General features: G+C 72.9%; 20 protein-coding genes and 1 pseudogene. 14 read left to right on the top strand and 7 right to left on the bottom strand.

All coding sequences use genetic code 11. The annotated features are described in order from the left end of the window. Positions 1 to 110 precede the first annotated feature (110 nt). The 6 genes from O145_RS13385 to pth all read left to right on the top strand — a co-directional run bounded on the left by O145_RS13385 (position 111) and on the right by pth (position 4,667). Positions 111 to 833, top strand: a complete 723-nt coding sequence (locus tag O145_RS13385) for an FtsB family cell division protein (RefSeq protein ID WP_043563860.1) — start codon at positions 111 to 113, stop codon at positions 831 to 833. Continuing rightward, the gene (locus tag O145_RS13380; RefSeq protein WP_043563849.1) at positions 830 to 1,348 is read left to right on the top strand and encodes a DUF501 domain-containing protein; all 519 of its coding nucleotides are present in this window, start codon (positions 830 to 832) and stop codon (positions 1,346 to 1,348) included. The genes O145_RS13385 and O145_RS13380 overlap by 4 nt, the downstream gene beginning before the upstream one ends. A 42-nt stretch (positions 1,349 to 1,390) precedes the next feature. Then, positions 1,391 to 2,371, top strand: coding sequence for a Ppx/GppA phosphatase family protein (locus O145_RS13375; RefSeq protein WP_043563847.1), 981 nt, complete (start codon positions 1,391 to 1,393; stop codon positions 2,369 to 2,371). Beyond that, the gene (locus O145_RS13370; RefSeq protein WP_084682626.1) at positions 2,368 to 3,255 is read left to right on the top strand and encodes a type I 3-dehydroquinate dehydratase; all 888 of its coding nucleotides are present in this window, start codon (positions 2,368 to 2,370) and stop codon (positions 3,253 to 3,255) included. The genes O145_RS13375 and O145_RS13370 overlap by 4 nt, the downstream gene beginning before the upstream one ends. A 173-nt stretch (positions 3,256 to 3,428) precedes the next feature. Then, positions 3,429 to 4,040, top strand: a complete 612-nt coding sequence (locus O145_RS13365; protein ID WP_043563854.1) for a 50S ribosomal protein L25/general stress protein Ctc — start codon at positions 3,429 to 3,431, stop codon at positions 4,038 to 4,040. A 30-nt stretch (positions 4,041 to 4,070) separates the two neighbouring features. Further along, positions 4,071 to 4,667: an aminoacyl-tRNA hydrolase gene (gene pth, locus O145_RS13360; RefSeq protein ID WP_043563845.1), complete on the top strand. Its 597-nt coding sequence runs from the start codon at positions 4,071 to 4,073 to the stop codon at positions 4,665 to 4,667. A gap of 61 nt (positions 4,668 to 4,728) precedes the next feature. Here the strand turns inward: pth and O145_RS13355 are convergent, their stop codons facing one another. The 4 genes from O145_RS13355 to O145_RS13340 form a co-directional block, all read right to left on the bottom strand. Beyond that, the gene (locus tag O145_RS13355) at positions 4,729 to 5,424 is read right to left on the bottom strand and encodes a response regulator (protein WP_043563843.1); all 696 of its coding nucleotides are present in this window, start codon (positions 5,422 to 5,424) and stop codon (positions 4,729 to 4,731) included. Next, positions 5,421 to 6,962 carry a sensor histidine kinase gene (locus tag O145_RS13350; protein WP_043563841.1) on the bottom strand — a complete coding sequence of 514 codons (1,542 nt, stop codon included), beginning with the start codon at positions 6,960 to 6,962 and terminating at the stop codon, positions 5,421 to 5,423. The genes O145_RS13355 and O145_RS13350 overlap by 4 nt, the downstream gene beginning before the upstream one ends. 175 nt (positions 6,963 to 7,137) lie before the next feature. Beyond that, positions 7,138 to 8,016, bottom strand: a complete 879-nt coding sequence (locus O145_RS13345) for an ABC transporter permease (protein WP_043563840.1) — start codon at positions 8,014 to 8,016, stop codon at positions 7,138 to 7,140. A 78-nt stretch (positions 8,017 to 8,094) separates the two neighbouring features. Further along, complete coding sequence (locus O145_RS13340) at positions 8,095 to 9,060, bottom strand: ABC transporter ATP-binding protein (RefSeq protein WP_043563838.1); 966 nt, start codon at positions 9,058 to 9,060, stop codon at positions 8,095 to 8,097. 567 nt (positions 9,061 to 9,627) lie between these two features. Here O145_RS13340 and O145_RS13335 point away from each other — a divergent pair. After that, positions 9,628 to 10,623, top strand: coding sequence for a Bax inhibitor-1/YccA family protein (locus O145_RS13335; protein WP_043563835.1), 996 nt, complete (start codon positions 9,628 to 9,630; stop codon positions 10,621 to 10,623). 95 nt (positions 10,624 to 10,718) lie between these two features. Here O145_RS13335 and O145_RS18360 read toward each other — a convergent pair whose 3' ends face one another. Then, on the bottom strand, positions 10,719 to 10,877 hold the full coding sequence (locus O145_RS18360) for a hypothetical protein (protein WP_156966773.1): 159 nt from the start codon (positions 10,875 to 10,877) through the stop codon (positions 10,719 to 10,721). Between the two features lie 361 nt (positions 10,878 to 11,238). On the opposite strand from O145_RS18360, the gene O145_RS13330 reads away from it, so the two are divergent. After that, complete coding sequence (locus tag O145_RS13330; protein WP_043563833.1) at positions 11,239 to 11,646, top strand: FKBP-type peptidyl-prolyl cis-trans isomerase; 408 nt, start codon at positions 11,239 to 11,241, stop codon at positions 11,644 to 11,646. A 48-nt stretch (positions 11,647 to 11,694) separates the two neighbouring features. On the opposite strand, the gene O145_RS13325 is transcribed toward O145_RS13330, so the two are convergent. Further along, the gene (locus tag O145_RS13325) at positions 11,695 to 12,750 is read right to left on the bottom strand and encodes an LPXTG cell wall anchor domain-containing protein (protein ID WP_043563831.1); all 1,056 of its coding nucleotides are present in this window, start codon (positions 12,748 to 12,750) and stop codon (positions 11,695 to 11,697) included. Positions 12,751 to 12,833: 83 nt separating this feature from the next. Between O145_RS13325 and O145_RS18710 the strand changes: the two genes are divergently transcribed. Beyond that, positions 12,834 to 13,073, top strand: a complete 240-nt coding sequence (locus tag O145_RS18710; RefSeq protein WP_043563829.1) for a hypothetical protein — start codon at positions 12,834 to 12,836, stop codon at positions 13,071 to 13,073. Positions 13,074 to 13,259: 186 nt separating this feature from the next. Here O145_RS18710 and O145_RS19660 read toward each other — a convergent pair. Next, positions 13,260 to 13,399 (bottom strand): annotated as a pseudogene (locus O145_RS19660) (amidase family protein); the annotation flags it as partial. Between the two features lie 192 nt (positions 13,400 to 13,591). Here O145_RS19660 and ilvD point away from each other — a divergent pair. The 5 genes from ilvD to O145_RS13290 all read left to right on the top strand — a co-directional run bounded on the left by ilvD (position 13,592) and on the right by O145_RS13290 (position 20,200). Next, positions 13,592 to 15,478: a dihydroxy-acid dehydratase gene (ilvD, locus tag O145_RS13310; RefSeq protein WP_043563825.1), complete on the top strand. Its 1,887-nt coding sequence runs from the start codon at positions 13,592 to 13,594 to the stop codon at positions 15,476 to 15,478. Positions 15,479 to 15,665: 187 nt separating this feature from the next. Further along, the gene (locus tag O145_RS13305; protein WP_169740362.1) at positions 15,666 to 16,730 is read left to right on the top strand and encodes a LacI family DNA-binding transcriptional regulator; all 1,065 of its coding nucleotides are present in this window, start codon (positions 15,666 to 15,668) and stop codon (positions 16,728 to 16,730) included. After that, positions 16,727 to 17,479: a 3-oxoacyl-ACP reductase FabG gene (gene fabG, locus O145_RS13300; RefSeq protein WP_043563823.1), complete on the top strand. Its 753-nt coding sequence runs from the start codon at positions 16,727 to 16,729 to the stop codon at positions 17,477 to 17,479. Before O145_RS13305 ends, fabG begins: the two co-directional genes overlap by 4 nt. Next, positions 17,476 to 18,936, top strand: coding sequence for a CoA-transferase (locus O145_RS13295; protein WP_052375170.1), 1,461 nt, complete (start codon positions 17,476 to 17,478; stop codon positions 18,934 to 18,936). Before fabG ends, O145_RS13295 begins: the two co-directional genes overlap by 4 nt. A gap of 79 nt (positions 18,937 to 19,015) precedes the next feature. After that, on the top strand, positions 19,016 to 20,200 hold the full coding sequence (locus O145_RS13290; RefSeq protein ID WP_043563821.1) for a thiolase family protein: 1,185 nt from the start codon (positions 19,016 to 19,018) through the stop codon (positions 20,198 to 20,200). Positions 20,201 to 20,441: the final 241 nt, after the last annotated feature.

Genomic DNA, 20,441 nt, shown 5'->3' with positions numbered 1-20,441 from the left:
CCCCGCCGTCGTCGTTTGTGAACGGAGCGCGCCGGCGGTACGCCCAGGGCGAGCGACCCGCCGACGCCGGTGCCCGGCCGCCCCCGGGACCAGGGGGCAGGATCAGCCCCATGACGCCGCGCCGACCCGCACCTGCTCGCCCGGGAGCCCGCCCCGGTGCGCGCCGCACCGCGCGCACCGCGCCCAGGCAGGGCCCAGGACCGCAGGCAGCATCCTCCGATGCCGCCTCCCCCTCGAGCCCGGACCCGGCCGCCGACCCCGGCGAGGCCCCCGAGCGCGACACCGTGCGCATCGTCGGCACCGACGGGCTGGCCGCGCCCACCCACGCGATCAGCCTGGTCGTTGTCCTCCTGCTGGCCTTCGTCGTCACCTTCCCCTCGCTGCGCGGCTACCTGTCGCAGCGGGCCAGGTACGACGCCGTCGTCAGCGACATCGCCCGCGCGCAGGCGACATCCGCCGCCCTGGAGGAGGAGCTCGCCCTGTGGCAGGACGACGACTACGTCAAGTCCCGCGCCCGCGAGCGCCTGGCCTACGTCATGCCGGGGGAGACGACCTACGTCGTCGTCGGCGCGGACCGGTTCAAGGACGACACCGCCGCCGGGACCACCGGTGCGGGCTCCACGGAGCACCGCCCCTGGTACGACGTTGTGCGGGAGTCCGCGCGGGTGGCCGGCGGCACCGAGGCCGCCCCGACGGCGACGCCCGCCGCCGAGCCCACCGAGCAGGGCCGCTCCACCCCGGCGCCTACCGCGCCCGCATCCTCCGGCGCTTCCGGGCCCGCCGACGCCGCGCCCGCGGGCGCCCCGACGCAGTCGTCGGGAGCGACCCCGTGACCCGGGACTCCCGCGCCGCGGCTCCCGGGGTCGCCGCGGCCGACCTGGACGCCCTGCGCGACCAGCTCGGCCGCGCGCCCCGGGGCGTGGTCGGCATCGCCGCGCGCTGCGTGTGCGGCCGCCCCGCCGTCGCGCGCACCGCGCCGCGCCTACCCGACGGCTCTCCCTTCCCCACGACCTACTACCTCACGCACCCCGCGGCGGTCAGGGGCTGCTCCACTCTTGAGGCCGAGCACCTCATGGAGGACTTCAACGGGCGCCTGGCGGCCGATGAGACGCTCGCTGCAGCCTACGCCGCCGCCCACGAGGACTACCTGGCCCGTCGAGCCGAGCTCGGCCGCCCCGAGGAGATCGACGGCGTCTCGGCCGGGGGCATGCCCACCCGGGTCAAGTGCCTGCACGCCCTGGTGGGGCACTCGCTGGCGGTCGGCCGCGGCATCAACCCGATCGGGGACCTCACCATCGCCGTCCTCATCGAGCGCGGTTTGTGGGATCCTGCTCAGTGCTCGTGCTGAACTCGCGCAGAGCACCCCGAACCGACCCAGGAGCACCCGACCATGACACGCGTCGCCGCCGTCGACTGCGGCACCAACACGATCCGCCTGCTCGTCGCCGACCTGATCCGGGAGGAGACCGGGCGCCCCCGCCTGGAGCCGCTGCGCCGCCGCAACGAGATCGTCCGCCTCGGGCAGGGGGTGGACCGCACCGGCCTGCTCGACCCCGCCGCCCTGGAGCGCACGCTCGCCGTCGTGGAGGACTACGCCGCCGACTGCGCCGAGCTCGGCGTGGAGCCGGGCCGGGCCGCCCGCCGCTTCGTGGCCACCTCCGCCACCCGCGACGCCCGCAACCGGGGGAACTTCGCGGCCGGCGTCCGCAGCCTGCTGGGGGTGGACCCCGAGGTGGTCTCCGGGCAGGAGGAGGCCCACCTGTCCTTCGCCGGCTCCCTGCTGGGCGCTCGGGGGGCCGACGGCGGGGCGCCGCGGCTCGTCGTCGACCTCGGGGGAGGCTCCACCGAGCTGGTCCTGGGCGTGGACGCCCCGGCCGCCGCCATCAGCCTGAACACCGGCAGCGTGCGCATCACCGAGCGCTACCTGGCCGACGGCGTCACCCCCGCGGCGGAGGCCGCAGCCCGCGCCGAGGTGCGCGGCCTGCTCGACCGCGCCGCCCAGGCCGTCGACCTGGCGGCCACCGGCCGCCTCGTGGGGCTGGCCGGCACCATCACCACCGTGACCGCCCACGCCCTGCCTCTGGCGGACTTCGACGCCGAGGCCATCGACGGCGCCGAGCTGGCCGTCGGGGCGGCCCTGGCGTCCTGCGACGCGATCGTGCACTCCACCGCCGCCGAGCGGGAGTCCTGGGCCTACCTGCGCCCGGGGCGCCGCGACGTCATCGCCGCCGGGGCGCTCGTGTGGAGCGAGGTGATCGGCCGTGTCGTGGCCGAGACGACCGCGGCGGGGCGTCCGCTGGCCACCGTCGTCACCAGCCTGCACGACATCCTCGACGGGATCGCCCTGTCGCTGGCGGTGCCGGTGCCGTGAGTCGTCTGAGTCGCCTGAGCCGCCTGCTCCCCGACGACGGGCGCGTCGCGGTCGCTGTGGCCACGACCGGGGCCACGGCCGCGGCCTGCCTGGCGCAGGGGCGCGCCGCCGCCGAGGCCGGGGCCGACGTCGTCGAGCTGCGCGCCGACCTGCTCGACGCCGGGGCGGGGGCACCGGCCCGGCCGGCCGCGCGGGACCTCGTCAGGCTCGGCGGCGCACTGGCGGGCGAGGCGGGCGCGCCCGTGCTCCTGACCGTGCGGACCGCCGCAGAGGGCGGGGGAGCGCGGCTGGACGACGGCGCCTACCGGGAGCTCCTGCGGGCGCTCGCCGAAGGGCTCGCCGCCCTGCCCGAGGCGCGGCGCTCTGGTGCGGGCCGCCCCGAGGCGCGGCGGCCCGCGGCCCTCGACATCGAGCTCGCCCGGGGGCGGACGGCCGAGCTCGTCGCGCGGGCGCACGCGGCGGGCCTGGACGCGGTCGTCTCCTGCCACGACTTCGAGGCCACCCCGCGGGACGCCGTCATGCTGGGGCGCCTGCGCGCCATGGCCGAGGCGGGCGCGGACGCGGCCAAGCTCGCGGTCATGCCGCGCAGCGCGCACGACGTCGCGCGGCTGCTGGGCGTGACGGCGCGGGCGAGCGAGGAGCTGGACGTGCCCGTGGTGACCATGTCGATGGGGGCGCTCGGGGCGGTCAGCCGGGTGAGCGGCGCCGTGTTCGGCTCGGCCCTGACCTTCGCCACCGCCGGCGGCGCGTCCTCGGCCCCCGGGCAGCTGCCCATCGGCGAGGTGCAGGAGGTCCTGAGGCTGCTCGGCTCCCCCACTTCTCCCGCTCGGAGTACGACCGATCTCACCGGCGCCGGCCTCGCCGGGCCCGGACTCCTCGCATAGACTCGCCGCGTTGCCCTGGCGAGGGACGCGCCCGGTGGCGCGCATCCGTGATCGACGTGGTGGTGCCGCACAGCGCCGCGCGCCGTCGCCCCGCGCCGGACCACCAGCCCGCGGGGCACCGCCCCGCCACAACCGCCGCGGGGCGCCGCCCCGCCCTGACCGAGGAGAACCCCATGGCCGACAACGCCATCACCCTCAAGGCCACCGTCCGCACCACCTTCGGCAAGGGATCCTCCCGCCGGGCCCGGCGCGCCGGCCAGGTCCCCGCCGTCGTCTACGGCCACGGCACCGACCCGCGCCACATCCTCCTGGACGAGCACGACACTCGTCTCGCCCTGCGCGGCACCGACAACGCGCTCATCGAGCTCGACATCGACGGCGAGAGCCTGCTGACCCTGACCAAGGAGGTCCAGCGCCACCCCATCCGCCCCGGCGTGCAGCACGTCGACTTCCTCCTGGTCAACCGCAACGAGCGCGTCGATGTCGAGATCCCCGTGAGCGTCGTCGGCGACGCCGTGCCCGGCACCATGCACATTATCGAGCTGCCCCACGTCGTCGTCTCCGCGCCGGCCGTCTCGATCCCCGAGTCTATCGAGGTCGATATCACCGGCATCGGGGCCGGCACCGCTGTGCGCGTGTCCGACCTGGTCCTGCCCGAGGGCGTCGAGGCCGTCACCGACGCCGAGGTCGACGTCGTCAACGTGGCCGCCGAGGCCGCCGTCGCGGACACGGCCCCTGCGGCCGACGCCGCCGAGGGCGAGGCCGCCGACGCGGCCGCGGAGTGACCTCCCGGCCCGGCACCTGAAGGAGCCCCCATGAGCGAGGCCTGGCTCGTCGTCGGGCTGGGGAACCCCGGGGACCGGTACGCCCGCAACCGCCACAACGTCGGCCACATGGTCATCGACGTCCTGGCCGGGCGCACCGGGTCCCGGCTGACCAGGCACAGGGCGCGCGCGCAGGCGGCCGAGGCGCGCCTGGGCGTCCTGCCCGGGGGCGCGCCCGGCCCCCGGGTGGTCCTCGCCGAGCCCGCCGGCTACATGAATGCCTCGGGCGGCCCGGTCGAGGCGCTCGTCCGCTTCTACGGCATCGACCCGGCCTCCCGGCTGCTCGTCATCCACGACGAGCTCGACCTGCCCGCCCACCAGCTGCGCCTCAAGCGCGGCGGCGGCGAGGGCGGGCACAACGGCCTGCGCTCGATCAGCCAGGCCCTGGGCACCAGGGACTACGCGCGCCTGCGCGTGGGGATCGGACGTCCCCCGGGCCGGCAGGACGCGGCCGACTTCGTCCTGTCCGACTTCCCGGTCCGGGGGCGGGACGCGCTCGCGGTCACGCTCGAGCAGGCGGCCGACGTCGTCGAGGACGTCGTCACCCGCGGCTTCGAGGGCGCCCAGCAGCGCCTCCACTCCGCCTGAGGCCGGTCGCGCGCGGGCCGGGCCGCCGGCCGCCTGCGGGCGGCCGCAGCAGTCGGGCGCCTCAGGCCGCCATGAGGCCGGTCTCGTAGGCGACGACGACGGCCTGGACGCGGTCGCGCACGTCCAGCTTGGCCAGGATGTTGCCCACGTGCGTCTTGACGGTCGTGGCCGAGACGACCAGGTGGGCGGCGATCTCCGAGTTGCTCATGCCCTGGGCCATGAGCACGAGGATCTCCCGCTCGCGCGGCGTGAGCGAGGCGATCCGGGGGTCCTCGTCGACCTGCCGGCCGCCGCCGTCGGGCAGGTGGGAGGCGAACATCTCCAGCATGCGCCGCGTCACGCGGGGGGAGACGACGGCCTCGCCGCCGGCCACGGTGCGGATCGCCTCGGCCAGCTCGGCCGGCCGGGTGTCCTTGAGCAGGAAGCCGCTGGCGCCGGCGCGCAGGCCCGCGAAGGCGTACTCGTCCAGGTCGAAGGTCGTCAGGATGAGGATCTTCGTGCTGGGGCACTGGGCGGTGATGGCCGCCGTCGCGTCGATGCCGTTCACGCCGGGCATGCGCACGTCCATGAGGATGACGTCGGGGCGCAGTGCGCGCGCCTGGGCCAGGGCGGAGGCGCCGTCGGAGGCCTCGCCGACGACCTCGATGCCGTCCTCGGCGTCGAGAACCATGCGGAAGCCCATGCGCATGAGCGCCTGGTCGTCGGCCAGCACCACCGTGACCGGCGCGTCCCCGGGTCGGTCGGTGGAGGAGTTCACAGCGGAAGCTGCCACGGAGAGGTCCCTTCGTCGTCTTCGTCCCAGCGCAGGACGGCGCGCACGCGCCACCCCGTGGCGGTCGGCCCCGCCTGGACACTGCCACCATAGACGGCCGCGCGCTCCCGCATCCCGATCAGGCCCTTGCCCGACCCGTGCACGGGCCTGGACCCCGGGGCCGCGTCGTTGTCGACCGTGAGCACGGCCGTTCCCGCGTGGCGGTCCACGCGCACCGTGACCGCGCGCGTGGTGGGAGCGTAGCGCAGCACGTTGGTCAGCGACTCCTGGGCGATGCGGAACACGGTCAGTTGCAGGCCCTTGTCGTCGGGCAGCGGCCTGCCGTTCCACGCGTAGGCCACGGGCACCCCGGCCGCCTCGAATCGGGAGACGAGCGCCGCCAGGTCGGCCTGCTCGGGTGCGGGCGCCATGGGCGTGTCGCCCCGGGACGTGTCGGCCCGCGTGTCGGTGGCCTCGCGGCGCAGGTTTGCGATCTTCTCGGTGGGCTCGACGGGGGCGACGGTGCCCGGCGGCGCGAACTCGGGCACCGGCAGGTCTTTGATCACCGGCGTCGGGCGGGCGCCGACGGGTGAGTTCTTGCGGATCGGGCGACGAGGGAGCCCGCCGGACGGGGCGGGGCCGACCGGTGCCGGGGGCGGATGCGGGGACGCCTGCGTCGGCGGGGCCGGCGGCGCCGATGAGGCCTCGGGGTCGTCGCGCAGCACGCCGACCAGCCGGCGCGTGTCGGCCAGGGCGGAGCGCCCGGTCTCCGCGAGCGTCCCGAGCGCCTCCCTGGCCATGCCGGGGTTGCGGTCGATGGCGGCGGCGGCGCCGTCGGCCATGGTGATCATGACGGCCAGGGAGTGGGCGACGACGTCGTGCATCTCGCGGGCGATCCGGCTGCGCTCGTTGGCCGCCGCGAGGAGGGCCTCCTGCTCCCGGGCCAGCGCCAGCCGCGCCGAGCGCATCCTCATCTCGCTCAGCTGGACCTCCTGGGTCCGCATGATCATGCCGATCAGGGTGGCGATGACGCAGATGAGGCTGTAGAGGAGGTAGACGAACCACGCCTGGCTCGGGGGCGCGCCCTCCATCCAGACCCCGGCGATCGCGGGCGGCACCCCGGAGGCGAAGGCCGCCGCCCAGGTTCGGGCGACATGGTGCCGCATGGCCAGCGCCGTCAGGCACAGAGGGGTTCCGATCAGGCCGTAGGCGCTCAGGGAGTTCGCGATGATCGCGAAGGCGTCCGATCTGAAGCCGCAGACGGAGTAGATGATGACGTCGTGCAGCAGGGGGACGACGACGGTGGCCGCCCACGCCGTGGCCGGGCGGACGCGCCGTACGCACAGGGCGGCCGTGCACAGGACGGTCGCCGTGATCGTGACCGGCAGCCAGGACGCGGTGGAGGGCGGCCCCGCGGTCAGCGCGGGGACCAGCCCCAGGAGCGTGTCGAGGACGAGCACCATGGCCCCAAGGACGGAGTCGGACAGGATCCGGTGCCTGTTGTGCCAGCGCATGAGGCGCATGGCGGTGGGGGGCATGCTCATCGCCGTTGCTCCGTTCCGGCCCCGGGGCGGGTTGTCTGCGTGGTCCACGGGGTCATTGTGTCCTCAGGGCCTTGTGCGGTCGGCGGGCGCGCCGACGGCGCCCGGGGCGGTGTGCCCGTTGGGCGCCATCGGCGGGTCGGGTCCGTGAGCGGCGGGCGGCCGGGCGGGCCGGGGCTCAGGTGTCGCGCCTGGAGAAGACGGGCCAGCCGATCAGCATCGGGATGAGGGCCCAGGCTGCGAAGACGAGGATCGCGTGGCTGTGCTCGAGGAAGCTCGTGGCGCCGCCGGCCTGGGAGCCCCATGTCTGGGTGAGCTGGAAGGGGTCCGTGACGGCGCCGGCGACCCTGCCGGGCAGGAGGCCGATGATCTTGGTCGCCCACTCCCACTTCATGGCCATGAGACCCAGGGGGATCTCGATGACGAAGAGGAGCACGGTGACCACGGTGAGGGATCCGGCGGTGGAGCGAAGCAGGAACCCGAGCCCCAGGGTCATCAGGGCGATACCGGCGTAGGCCAGGCCCGAGCCCCAGAAGAAGCCGAGGTAGTGGGCGTCAGTCAGGGAACCCGCGTGCTCTCCCAGGAAGGGGGCGGAGATCGCCCAGGACAGGAGGGTGGACAGGCTCCCCAGGAGGAAGGCGACGAACGAGATCACGAGCGCCTTGGCCCACAGCAGGCGCCCGCGGTGGGGGACGGCCGCCAGCGAGGAGCGGATCTGCCCTGAGGAGTACTCCCCGGTGATCACCAGGGCGGCCAGGACCGCCACTACGATCTGTCCCAGAGTGGTGCCGGCGATAAGGGAGTAACGGGCGGTATCGGCGTACTCCGCGGTCTTGCCCATGCCGATGGTCAGCCCCGCCCCGATGAGGACGGAGGTGACGATGGCGATGGCGGAGGTGATCCAGGTCGAGCGCAGGGAGCGGATCTTGATCCACTCCGAGCCGACGGCGCGGGCGAAGGTCTGGCGGCCCTGGATGCGGGTGCGCAAGGGGCGGGCGGCGCCCTTGCCTGTGAGTGCGGCCGCGGGACTCGTGGCGGGGGGTGCGGCGGTTGTCATAATGAGGCCTTTTCGTGAGTGTGCGTGCGGAGTCTGGAGGGGTGTCGTCAGGAGGGCCGGCGAGTGGGCGGGGCGGCGTTAGGCCACCTTGAGGCGGGTGCCCCGCCCGGCGGAGCCGCTCCGGGAGCCGGTCCGATCGGAGGCGTCGGTGCGGTACTCCACGGAGTCGCTGGTCAGCGCGAGGTAGGCGTCCTCCAGGGAGGCGCGGATGGTGGTGAGCTCGTGCAGGACGATCCCGGCGGAGGCTGCGGCCTCGCCGATGGTGGCGGCATTGGCGTTGGTGGTCTCCAGAACGTTGGGGGAGACGGCCGTGGCGGACAGGCCCTGGCGGGCCAGCAGCTCGGCGAGCCGGGCGGCCTGGGGCGAGGCCACGCGAACCCTGTCGGTGGTGGCCGAGGCGATGACCTGGTCCACGGGCCCGGAGGTCAGGATGCGGCCCTGGCCGATGACGATGAGGTGATCGGCGGTCTGGGACATCTCGCTCATCAGGTGGGAGGAGATGAAGACGGTGCGGCCCTCGGAGGCCAGGTGGCGGCAGGTCTCGCGGACCCACTTCACACCCTCGGGGTCCAGGCCGTTGACGGGTTCGTCGAAGATGAGGACTCCGGGGTCTCCCAGGAGGGCGGCAGCCATGCCCAGGCGCTGGCCCATGCCGAGGCTGAAGCCCTTGACGCGCTTCTTGGCCACGTTCGTCAGACCGGTGAGCTCCAGGACCTCGTCTACGCGCGTGGTCGAGATTCCGTTGGAGGCGGCCAGCTGGCGCAGGTGGGCGCGGGCCGACCGCGACCCGTGCAGCCCCTTGGCGTCCAGCAGGGCGCCGACCTCGCACAGAGGGGCGGACAGCTCCCGGTAGGGGCGGCCATTGACCGTCACCGATCCCGTCGTCGGCCTGTCCAGCCCCATGATCATCCGCATGGTGGTGGACTTACCCGCGCCGTTGGGACCCAGGAATCCGGTGACTGTGCCGGGCTCGACGGTGAACGAGACATGATCCACGGCGGTCTTGGCGCCGTACTGCTTGGTCAGGTTGACGGCCTCAATCATGGGGAATCACCCTTCTGTAGGGGCTGAGTCTGTCGGTGAGGGGCGGCGCCCCCGCAGTGACTTCAGGCTAGGAGCCGCACGGATCCGGCCCATCGGCCCGGGTGACGAATCTTTCTCGGCGGCGGGCTCCTTCTGGAGGATGAGAGGCCTCGGCCCGGGCGGTGAGCCGGAGGGCGTGAGCCGGGGCCCGCCCGCGTCCCGGTGGGGCCTCGAGCCCTGCCGGGCGGCCGCCCACCGCCTCACGGTCACGCCGATCCGCATCCGAGCCTCAGGAGCGCGCAGGACGGGCGCTTCCCCGTCGACGGGCGGCCCAGGTCCCGCCCCGGATGGCCCGGTATGTCCAGGTCTGGCGCAGACGCTGTGACCGGGCACTGGGGCGCCGCGCCGAACCGCTGTTGATGACCGGGGCACGGCCCGCCTGAACCGCCCTGCACCGTCTCGGAGCCGATCATCTAGGCAACAGAGGGAATCTTGGGCAGGATGGGGGTGTTACACATACCGTACCAGTGTCGTAGGGCGCCGGTGCTGACCGGCGTCCACCTTCGTCCCCTCCGAGAGGACATCACGTTGAGCAATCCATTCTTCTCCCGCAGCGCGGCCTTCAACGGCGGCGGTGCCGTCGCCGCGCCGTCAAGGCCGGTGACGCCCAACGGCTACCCGACGATGCCCGGGTACCAGCCGGGGCAGTCCAGCCAGTACGGCCAGGCGGGTTACGGCGTCGGCTACAGCCGGCCCGCCCAGGCCGGCTACGGCCAGCAGGGCTACGGATACGGCCAGCCGGCTCAGGCCGGGTACGGCCAGGTCTCCCCTGAGCAGCTCGCCGGCCTGGAGAGCCAGTACGGCGCGCCGAGCGCCACTAACGTCGACCGCGGCCGCATGACCTACGACGACGTCGTCGTGCGCACCGCCGGCATGTTCGCGATCATCCTCGGCGTCGGCGCCGTCTCCTGGATGCTCGCCACCAACCCGGCCACGGCGGGCCTCGGCTCCCTTGCCATGATCGTCGGCTGCATCGGCGCCCTCGTCCTCGGGCTCGTCAACTCCTTCAAGAAGGAGCCCAGCCCCGTCCTCATCATGCTCTACGCCGCTTTCGAGGGCGCCATGCTCGGGGCGATCTCCGGCATCATGGAGTACGTCGTTCCCGGCATTGTGATCCAGGCGGTGCTTGCGACCGGTGCGACCTTCGCCGTCATGCTGTGCGCCTACAAGTTCGCCGGCTTCCGCGTCTCGGGCAGAGTGGCGCGCATCGTCCTGATCGCCATGGGCGGCTACCTGCTGTTCAGCGTCGTCAACTTCGCCCTCATGGTCACCGGTGTCATCGACCAGCCGTGGGGCCTGCGCAGCGTGGAGGTCTTCGGGATCCCGCTGGGCCTGATCGTCGGCCTGGTGGCCGTCGTCCTGGCCGCCGTCAGCCTCGCCATGGACTTCGAGGCCATCCAGCGCGGTGTCGAGCAGGGCCTGCCGACCAGGTACGCCTGGGCGGGCGCCTTCGGGCTCGTGGTCACCCTCGTATGGCTCTACCTGGAGTTCCTCCGCATCCTCGCCATCCTGTACGACAACTGAGCCGGGCCGCACCGGCGGCCGCCTTCAGGGGCCGCCGGTCGAGTGCCGTGCGGGGCCGGGACGGATCCTCGCGATCCGTCCCGGCCCCGCGCCGTCTACGGGCTGTTCTGCTCGGCCTCGAGCACCGAGCGGTACAGCCCGCTGCCGTTCAGGAGCTGCTCGTGGGTCCCGGTGGCGGCGATGCGTCCGCCGTGGAGGAGGATCACCCGGTCGCAGGCGCTCATGACGGCGCGCCGGTGGGTGACGAGGATCATGGTGCGCCCGCGCCGCCCGCGCCGCCCGCGCCTGCGCGTCCGAGGCGCCGGGCGACAGCAGGTTGCCGCGCACGGAGGCCCTGAAGACGTGAGTGTGCTGCCCCACCAGGATCAGGCGCTCGCGGGTGCGCTCGGGGGGGGGGGCGTCGGCCGTGTCGGCGTCGTCGACGACGATCCGTGAGGAGGCGGTCGAGGCGGTCTAGGCCTGCGGGCGCGCCGGATCCCCGTGGGAGGGCGGGGCGCGGATCCTGGCGGAGCGGTGAGCGTGCGGACGTCCGCCTGCGAGGCGGGCGCCGCAGTTCGCGCTGGGCCGAGGGGCGGCGGCAGGGAGAGCCGGGCGGCCTCCCGTAGGCTCCGCAGCATGATCAACACCAACATGCCCTCCGTCCAGGGCGCCAAGGGAACCAAGCCCGTCCTCACCTTCCCCGGGCCCGACGCCCCCGAGGGGCTCCAGGTCCAGGTCCTCGACGCCGGTGACGGCCGGGTCGTCGAAGCCGGCGACAACATTGTCGCCCACTACCTGGGCCAGACCTGGAATGGGGACGTCTTCGACAGCTCCTACGACCGCGGCCGGCCGCTGGACTTCCAGGTCGGCGTCGGCATGGTCATCCGCGGCTGGGACGACGGCCTCATCGGCCAGCGCGTCGGCTCGCGCCTCCTGCTGTCTATCCCCGCCGAGCTCGGCTACGGGGACCGCGGCGTCCCGCAGGCCGGAATCAAGGGCGGGGCGACCCTCGTCTTCGTCACGGAGATCCTCGGCGTCATGTGACGCCGGAGGGCCCTGAGGAACCGGGCGGGGCGCCCCGCGGTCAGGGGCTCAGGCGCGGCGGCGCGAGCGCTTGAGCACCAGGGCACCCGCCGTCATGAGCAGCAGCGCCGCGCCTAGCGCGCCGGCGGCCTCGGCCCCGGTCTTGGGCAGCCTGCCCGGGTCCTGCGCCCCGGGGGCCGTCGTCCGGCCGGGATCCGGGACGGCGGGATCCTGGGAGGCGTCGGTCGGCGCGGCGGACGCGCTGGGGGAGCCGCTCGGCTCGGACGTCGCCGTGGCGGTGGGCCTGGGCTCCGGCTCGGGAGCGGCCGCCCTGGTGGTGATGCGGAAGGAGGGCGCCTCCACCTCCGCGCCGTCCACGGTGACCTTCGGGGCGTGGGTGGCCTCGGCGCCGTTGGCATCGGGCGCCCGGCGGGTGACGGGGGCGGTGGCCTTCCACGCCCCGTCCTCCACCGCCCCGGTCACGGTCTTGCCGTCGACGGTGACGACGGGCGGGGTGCTGGGCGCCTGGGCGGCCGGCGGGCTCGGCGGCGTCTGGGAGTCGAGTGTCCAGGCGGCCAGGTACTCCCCGCCGAAGTCTCCGCGGCGGTAGGCCTTGAGCAGCGCGCCGCCGTCGGGAACCGTGCAGGTCACGGTCGTCTGCTCCCCCGGGTTCAGGTTCTGCTCCTCGGGGGTGCATGTCCCGTCGGACAGGTCCGCCCCCGCGGCGTCGGTAATGTGGAAGCGCATGTCCGCGGGGTTGGCGAACAGGCCCTCATTGTTCTTCACGAGCATCGAGACCGTGCGCGGTGCGCTCGGGTCGGCCTGCCAGGGGATCTCGACCCCGTAGTTCCTGGTGACCTCGCTGCTCGGCTCGACGTCCAGGGCGTCGGCGGGGGAGTCCAGTATGCCGATCTTCGGGGTGCCCCAGACCGTGGAGGGGGCGGGCTGGGCGTCGGTGTAGGAAGCCGTGAGGGTGCCGGGGCGACCTGGGCCGCCGCACATGAAGCCGTCGCCCGCGCACTGCAGGATCGGCTGGTCGGCGGCGGCGGTGGGGGCCAGGACCACGCTGCCCGCCGCAATGGCAGCAGCGGCCGCGGTCGCTGTGAGTGAACTACGAAGGCTCATATAAGTCTCGTTTCAGAATGTGGGAACGGAACGGGATAAGGGAAGGGTAACCAAGAATTGGGGCTGTGAGGAACCCCGGCCGAATGACTCACGTCACTGAGATGTCGGAGCGGCGTCCCGCCGGGGAGCGGGCGCCGCGCCCCAGGGCGGGCTCGCACCGGCCGGGGCCCGCACCAGGGCGCCCCGGGAGGGCCGGAGCCCGGGCCGCCCCGTCCAGGCGGGCGCAGACCGCCGGAGCGCCCGAGTCCGGCGGCCAGGGCCGGCAGCAGGTCCTCGCGGCCCGTGCGCGCCACGAGCTGGGCGCCGATTGGCGGCCCGTCTGACGTGAAGCCGGCGTGGACGGAGATCGTCGGGTGCCCGAAGACGTTGACGATCGCCGTGTTGGACACGATCGGCGTCGAGGCGGGCGTGGCCGCCGCCCGGCCCTTGTCTCTCAGGTCGTGGGCGCCGCCGGGGACGCCGCAGGCGGAGGCGGGGATGCGCAGGGACCCGCCGCTGTCGGCCCCCATGGCGACGGGCACCATGCCCGTGGCCACTGCGACGGCGGAGCCGCCCGACGAGCCGCCCGGGGAGCGGAGGTGTCCCAGGGGTTGAGGCACGCGCCGTGCAGGGCGGACTCGGTGGCGAGGAACTGGCCGGGCTCGGGCATGTTCGTGCGCCCCGCGACGACGGCCCCGGCGGCGCGCAGCCGCCGGGAGTCCAGGCCTGTTGCGAAAGGTGCGGGAGCAGGGCGGGCTCCGCCGTCGGCCGGGCGGTTCCAGTGACCGGTCCGGCCCGATGAGGTGACGCCGTGACCGCTAATGTGGCCACGCCGAACCACTCGTCCCAAGGAGACGCTCTCATGCCCCGCTACCGCAGCGCTACCTCCACTTCCGGCCGCAACATGGCCGGTGCCCGCGCCCTGTGGCGCGCCACGGGCGTCAAGGACTCCGATTTCGGCAAGCCGATCATTGCGATTGCCAACTCCTTCACCCAGTTCGTGCCCGGGCACGTGGGCCTGCGCGACGTCGGCCGCCTGGTCGCCGTGCAGATCGAGGCCGCCGGGGGCATCGCCAAGGAGTTCAACACCATCGCCGTGGACGACGGCATCGCCATGGGCCACGACGGCATGCTCTACTCCCTGCCGTCGCGCGACCTCATCGCGGACTCCGTGGAGTACATGGTCGGCGCCCACTGCGCCGACGCCCTGGTGTGCATTTCCAACTGCGACAAGATCACCCCCGGCATGCTCATGGCCTCCCTGCGCCTGAACATCCCCACCATCTTCGTCTCCGGCGGGCCCATGGAGTCGGGCAAGATGGTCGCCGCCGACGGCGCGACCCGCAAGCTCGACCTCATCGACGCCATGATGGACGCCGCCGACCCCACCGTGGCCGACGAGACCATCAGCGCCATCGAGCGCCTGGCCTGCCCGACCTGCGGCTCCTGCTCGGGCATGTTCACCGCGAACTCCATGAACTGCCTGACCGAGGCGCTCGGGCTGGCCCTGCCCATGAACGGCACCCTGCTGGCCACCCACGCCGACCGCGGCGAGCTGTTCAAGGAGGCGGGCCGCCAGATCGTGGAGATCACCCGGGCCTACTACGAGGACGACGACGCCTCCGTCCTGCCGCGCTCCATCGCCACCAAGGCCGCCTTCGAGAACGCCATGAGCCTGGACATCGCCATGGGCGGGTCCACCAACACCGTCCTCCACCTGCTGGCCGCCGCCCAGGAGGGCGGGGTCGACTTCCGCATGGCGGACATCGACCGGCTCTCCCGCCGGGTCCCGCACCTGTGCAGGGTCGCGCCCTCGACCGCCGTCTACCACGTCGAGGACGTCCACCGCGCCGGCGGGATCATGGGGATCCTCGGCGAGCTCGACCGCGGCGGCCTGCTGGACACGACGACGTCGACGGTGCTGCGCGGCACCCTGGCCGACTCCCTGGCCGCCTACGACATCGCCCGACCCGGCGCCGACTCCGTCCCCGGGTCGGGGGTCCGCGAGGCGATCCGCACCCGCTACCTCGCCGCCCCCGCGGGCGTGCGCACCACCACCATGTTCGGCCAGGCCTCGCGCTGGGAGTCCCCGGACACCGACCGCACCTCGGGCTGCATCCGCGACGTCGCCCACGCCTACTCCGCCGACGGAGGCCTGGCGGTCCTGTTCGGCAACATCGCGGAGAAGGGCTGCATCGTCAAGACCGCGGGCGTGGACGCCTCGATCCTCACCTTCGCCGGCCCCGCCGTCGTCTTCGAGTCCCAGGACACGGCGGTGGAAGGGATCCTCGGGGGGAGGGTCAGGGCCGGCGACGTCGTCGTCATCAACCACGAGGGCCCGCGCGGCGGCCCGGGGATGCAGGAGATGCTGTACCCGACCACCTACATCAAGTCCATGCACCTGGGCAGGCAGTGCGCGCTGCTGACCGACGGCCGCTTCTCCGGCGGCACCTCGGGGCTGTCCATCGGGCACGCCTCCCCCGAGGCGGCCGCGGGCGGGCTCATCGGCCTGGTGCGCGACGGCGACCGCATCGAGATCGACATCCCCGCCCGCCGCATCGAGCTCATGGTCGACGACGGCGAGATCGCCCGCCGTCGCGCCGCCGAGGAGGCCCGGGGCGGCGAGGCCTGGTCGCCGCACGCGCCGCGCCCCCGCAGGGTCAGTGCCGCGCTGCGCGCCTACGCCATGCTCGCCACGAGCGCCGACGTCGGCGCGGTGCGCGACCTGTCCAAGCTGCCGAGGTACTGAGACGGCACCGGCCAGGCGCGGAGCCCCGCTCGGCGGCGGCGCCGATGAGGTCCTCCGGCTCGTCCCGCGCCCGGCCGCGCGCGGAGCCCCGGCTGAGTGGGAGATGCATGTTCACTTAACGTTGCTTAACACGCAACCGGCATTCTAACTTGGCGCCACGGCCAATCCTTACAAGGACGTGAGAACCGTGGCTACCGTTTCCCCGGGCAGCGTGCCCGTACCCACTCGTTCCCGCACGTGTACGGCTGCTGATATTGCGCGCAGCCTCGGGGTGTCCCGCGCAGCGGTCTCCTATGCCCTCAACGGCCGCCCGGGAATATCCGACACGCTGCGTCACCGGATTCTTGAGGAGGCCGCCAAGAACGGGGTTGAGGCCAAGCCGGCCGCGGCGGGGCTCTCGGACGTCATGCTGGGCCTCATTCTCGCCGACGTGGGAAACCCGTTCTACTCCGAGCTCGCCGTCTCGTCCTCCGACGCCGCCCGCGCCCGTGGCTGCGAGATCATTATGTACCACACGGCGGACGAGCCGGAGGCCTTCATCTCCTCAGTGAAGATGATGCTGAGCCACGGAGTGGCCGGAATCATGACGACAGTCGTCAGTGCCGATGGGATGGAGGCCTCCCGGATCCTGCGCTCCTCCGGAGTTCCGTGCGTGCAGGTCTCCCGCCGCGTCAAAGGATTTCCGGGCGCGTTCGTCGGAATGAACGACTACCTCGCCGGGCGCGAGATCGTTCAGCATCTGTTGAGGCACGGCTACCGCAGCATCGGTATCGCCTGCGGACCGGCATCGTCGTCGTCCTCGGCGATGCGTGAGCGGGGAATGCGCGAGGCCCTCAAGGCGGCCGGCATTCGTTCCCGCGCCGACTGGATGGTCAACACCCGGCTGAGCATCGACGGCGGAGAGATGCTGGCGCGCCACCTCCTGTCGCTGACCGAGCTGCCGCGGGCGGTGGCCTGCGGGACCGACGCGATCGCCATGGGGCTCATGGACGGGCTCATGCGCGAGGGCCTGCGAGTGCCCGACGACGTCGCGGTGACGGGCTACGACGGCCTGCTCATCAGCCGCTCCGAGCTCGTGGGACTGACGTCCATTATCCAGCCCCGGGGCCGCATGGCCGCCCTCGCCGTCGACCTTCTCCTGTCGAGCGAGCCGATTACGCAGGTGTCGCTCACCTGCTCCCACCGACTGTCCATCGGGCACACCTGCGGGTGCCTGCCCGCCGCCAACCACGGGAAAGAGAGCACGTCATGACCGCCGAAGCCCTTAGCCCACGTCCCTTCGACGGCAGGGTCGCCGTCGTCACCGGTGCCGCGCGCGGCATCGGCCGGGGGATCGCCGAGACCCTCGCGGCTCGAGGCGCGCGGGTCGCCGTCGTCGACCTCGATCGGGAGGCGGTGGAGCTGGCCGCCGAGCAGATCGGCGGCGGCTCCATGGGCTTCGCGATCGACGTCTCCGACCCCGGTGCCGTGCGTGCGCTCGTCGCCGACCTGGTGGAGCGGGCCGGGCAGATCCACGTCCTGGTCAACAACGCCGGTATCAACCGCGACGCGATGCTGCACAAGATGACCGACGAGCAGTGGCGACGGGTCCTCGATGTGGACCTCTCCGGGGTCTTCTACACCTGCCGCGAGATAGGCGCCCATATGCGGGGCAACCGGTACGGCCGCATCGTCAATATCGCCTCGGCGTCGTGGATGGGCAATGTCGGGCAGACCAACTACGCGGCCGCCAAAGGCGGCGTGGTCTCGCTGACCCGCTCCATCGCCAAGGAGCTCGCCTTCAAGGACGTGACGGCCAACGCCGTCTGCCCCGGATTCATCGACACGGAGATGACCCGCGCAATGCCTCGGGACGCTCACGACGGCATGCTCGCCCGCATCTCGCTGCGGCGGATCGGAAGGCCCGAGGACGTCGCCCGCGCCGTGGCGTTCCTGGCCTCGGACGACGCCGCCTACATTACCGGCGAGGTCGTGAACGTGGGCGGGGGGCTCCGGCTGTGAGCCCGCGGATCGTCACGGCCGACGAGGTCGCCCCGCTCATCGCCGACGGCGCGACGGTCGCCTCCGACGGATTCACCATGATGTCGGTGGCCGACGAGATCTACCTCGCCGTCGAGCAGTCCTTCCTGTCCACCGGTCACCCGCGCGGCCTCACCTGGGTGCACGCGGCCGGCCAGTCGAACCGGGTCGACGGGCTCGCCCGGCTCGCGCACGCCGGCCTCCTCAAACGCGTCGTCGGACCGCACTGGGGCCTGAACCCGCCGATGGCGGAGCTGCTGGGCGGCGACGAGGTGGAGTGCGTCTGCCTGCCGCAGGGCCAGATCTCCACCCTGTACCGCACCATTGCCGCCGGGCGTCCGGGACAGCTGTCAACAGTCGGCCTGGGCACCTTCGTGGACCCGCGCCTGGACGGAGGCCGCCTCAACGAGAGGACGCGGCGCCGTGTCGCCGCCACCGAGTACGTCGACGTCGTCGAGCTCGACGGCGAGGAGTACCTGCGGTACAAGCCCTTCCCCATTGACGTCGCCATTGTCCGCGGCACCCGGATGGATGCCGGCGGCAACATGAGCCAGAACGACGACCCCACGATCCTCGACTCCCTGGCGATCGCCCAGGCCGTCCACAACAACGGCGGCGTCGTCATCGCCCAGGTCAAGGAGATCGTGCGGCCCGGTGGAATCCCGGCCCGGCTCGTCAACGTTCCCGGCGTCCTGGTGGACGTCGCCATGGTCTGCTCGGACACGAGCCGCTTCCACCGCCAGTCCCACTCCTTCCCCCAGGTCGATATGTCGCTGCTCACGGGGCACGCGACAGCGGAGGAGATCGCGGCGGCCCTGGACAAGGGGGACCTGAGCGAGCAGCGGGTCTCGATCGGCGCCCGCGGCGTCGGTCTGGTCGAGGCCGGCGACGTGGTCAACCTCGGGACGGGCATCCCCGGGGACACCGTGGGTGTCGCCCTGGCCCGCTCCGGGCTCATCGCGGACGTGCACCTGACCATCGAGTCGGGCACCTACGGAGGGGTCCCGCTCGGCGGCGTCGACTTCGGGTGCGCCTACCACCCCGACGCCCTCATCCCGCACCCGTGCCAGTTCGACTTCTACAACGGCGGGGGCTGCGACATCACCTTCATGGGGGTCGGGCAGGTGGACCGGCGGGGCAATGTCAATGTCTCCGCCCTCGGCGGCAGGGCGATCGGCTGCGGCGGGTTCATGGACATTGTCGACGGGGCCAAGAAGGTCTGCTTCCTCATGTCCGCAGCCTCCAGGCACCCCAAGTGGGTGGAGCAGGTCGACCAGCTCACCTTCTCGGGCGCCGCTGCGCTCCACAGGGAGCAGAAGGTCTACCTGTGCACGGAGTACTACACGCTGGAGCTCGCCGCGGACGGCTGGGCCGTCACGGACGCGGACGAGGGTGCCGAGGCCCGCAGCGCGCTGGCCGCAGCGGGCCTCCCCGGCTGAGACCCGGCCCGGCCTCCACGAATCGGCCTCCAGAACCTCCAGGAACCTCCAGGAAAAGGAACCTCACAGGAGAGGACTTATGGACAACAGCAACAAGATCGTCTTCGTCTCCGGGGCGCGCACGCCGGTCGGCCGCTTCGGCGGCAGCCTGGCGGGCACCGAGAACCATGTCATGGGCGCCCACGCGCTCAGGGCCGCCCTGGAGCGCGGCGGCGTGCCCGCCGGCGCCGTGGACGAGGTCGTCATCGGCTGCGTCGGCCAGGTAGGCGGCGACGCCTTCCTCGCGCGCCGCATTGCGCTCGCGGCAGGCGCGCGGCCGGAGTCGACCGCCGTCACAGTCAACCGGCTGTGCGGATCGGGTGTGGAGGCCATCCGCTCGGCGTCTCTTGAACTGCGCACCGGCGGCTCCCGGATCGTCGTCGCCGGCGGCTCGGAGAACATGTCGCGCCAGCCCTTCATGGACTTCGACGCGCGCAACGGCTGGCGACTCGGCCACCACCGGCTCGTGGACGGGACCCTCTCGCTCGTGACCGATCCCTTCGGCGACTACCCGATGGGCGCGACGGCGGAGAACGTCGCCCGCCGCTTCGGCGTGTCCCGACGCGACCAGGACGAGTTCGCGGCGCGCTCGCAGAGCCGGGCGGCCGCCGCCCGGGATGCCGGGCACCTCGATGCGGAGATCGAGCCGATCACGGTGCTCGAGCGGAGGAAGGAGCGGGTCTTCGACAGGGACGAGCACCTGCGCCCTGAGACCACCGTCGAGTCCCTGAGTGGGCTGCGTCCCGCCTTCGCCGCGGACGGAACGGTGACGGCGGGCAATTCCTCGGGCATCAACGACGCCGCGGCCGCCCTGGTCATGACCACGGAGGCGACCGCGAAGGAGATGGGCCTGCCTGTCATGGGCGAGCTGGTCGCCTGCGCCAAGGCGGGGCTGGAGCCCGAGATCATGGGGTACGCGCCGACGCTCGCCGTGGAGCGGGTCATGGAGCGCACGGGCATGTCGGTGACGGACATGGGGTGGATCGAGCTCAACGAGGCCTTCGCCGCTCAGGCCGTCGCCGTCATGCGGGCGCTGAGGCTCGACCCGGAGGTCACCAACCCGCTCGGCGGCGCCATCGCTCTCGGCCACCCGGTGGGCGCCACCGGCGCCATTCTCACCATCCGCACGCTCGTCCAGCTCAAGCGGGTCGGCCGGGAGCTCGGACTGGTCACCATGTGCATCGGCGGCGGCCAGGGCGTCGCTGTCGTCGTCCGTGCGAGGTGACGTCGCAGCCGCGAACCGGAAAGAGGCTCTGCAGGGACTGCAAGCACTTTCCCCATTGGCGTGACGACAACGAGTCGCTCAAGGTGGAGCGACTCGCCAAGTGAAAGGTATGAAGTATGAGGATATGGCTGGAATTAAACAAGATCGGTGTGTGGCGGTGTGACTGGGAGGTGCTCGAAGTCGTAGTCGAAGGTGCGGTTGGTGATGTAGGCGGTGAAGGCCGCGAAGGTGTTCTCCGGGG

It is taken from the genome of Actinomyces israelii DSM 43320 (assembly GCF_000711965.1).
Taxonomy (GTDB): Bacteria; Actinomycetota; Actinomycetes; order Actinomycetales; family Actinomycetaceae; genus Actinomyces; species Actinomyces israelii.
Note: the sequence above shows the minus strand (reverse complement) of the source record. Positions and strands in the feature narration are given on the sequence as shown.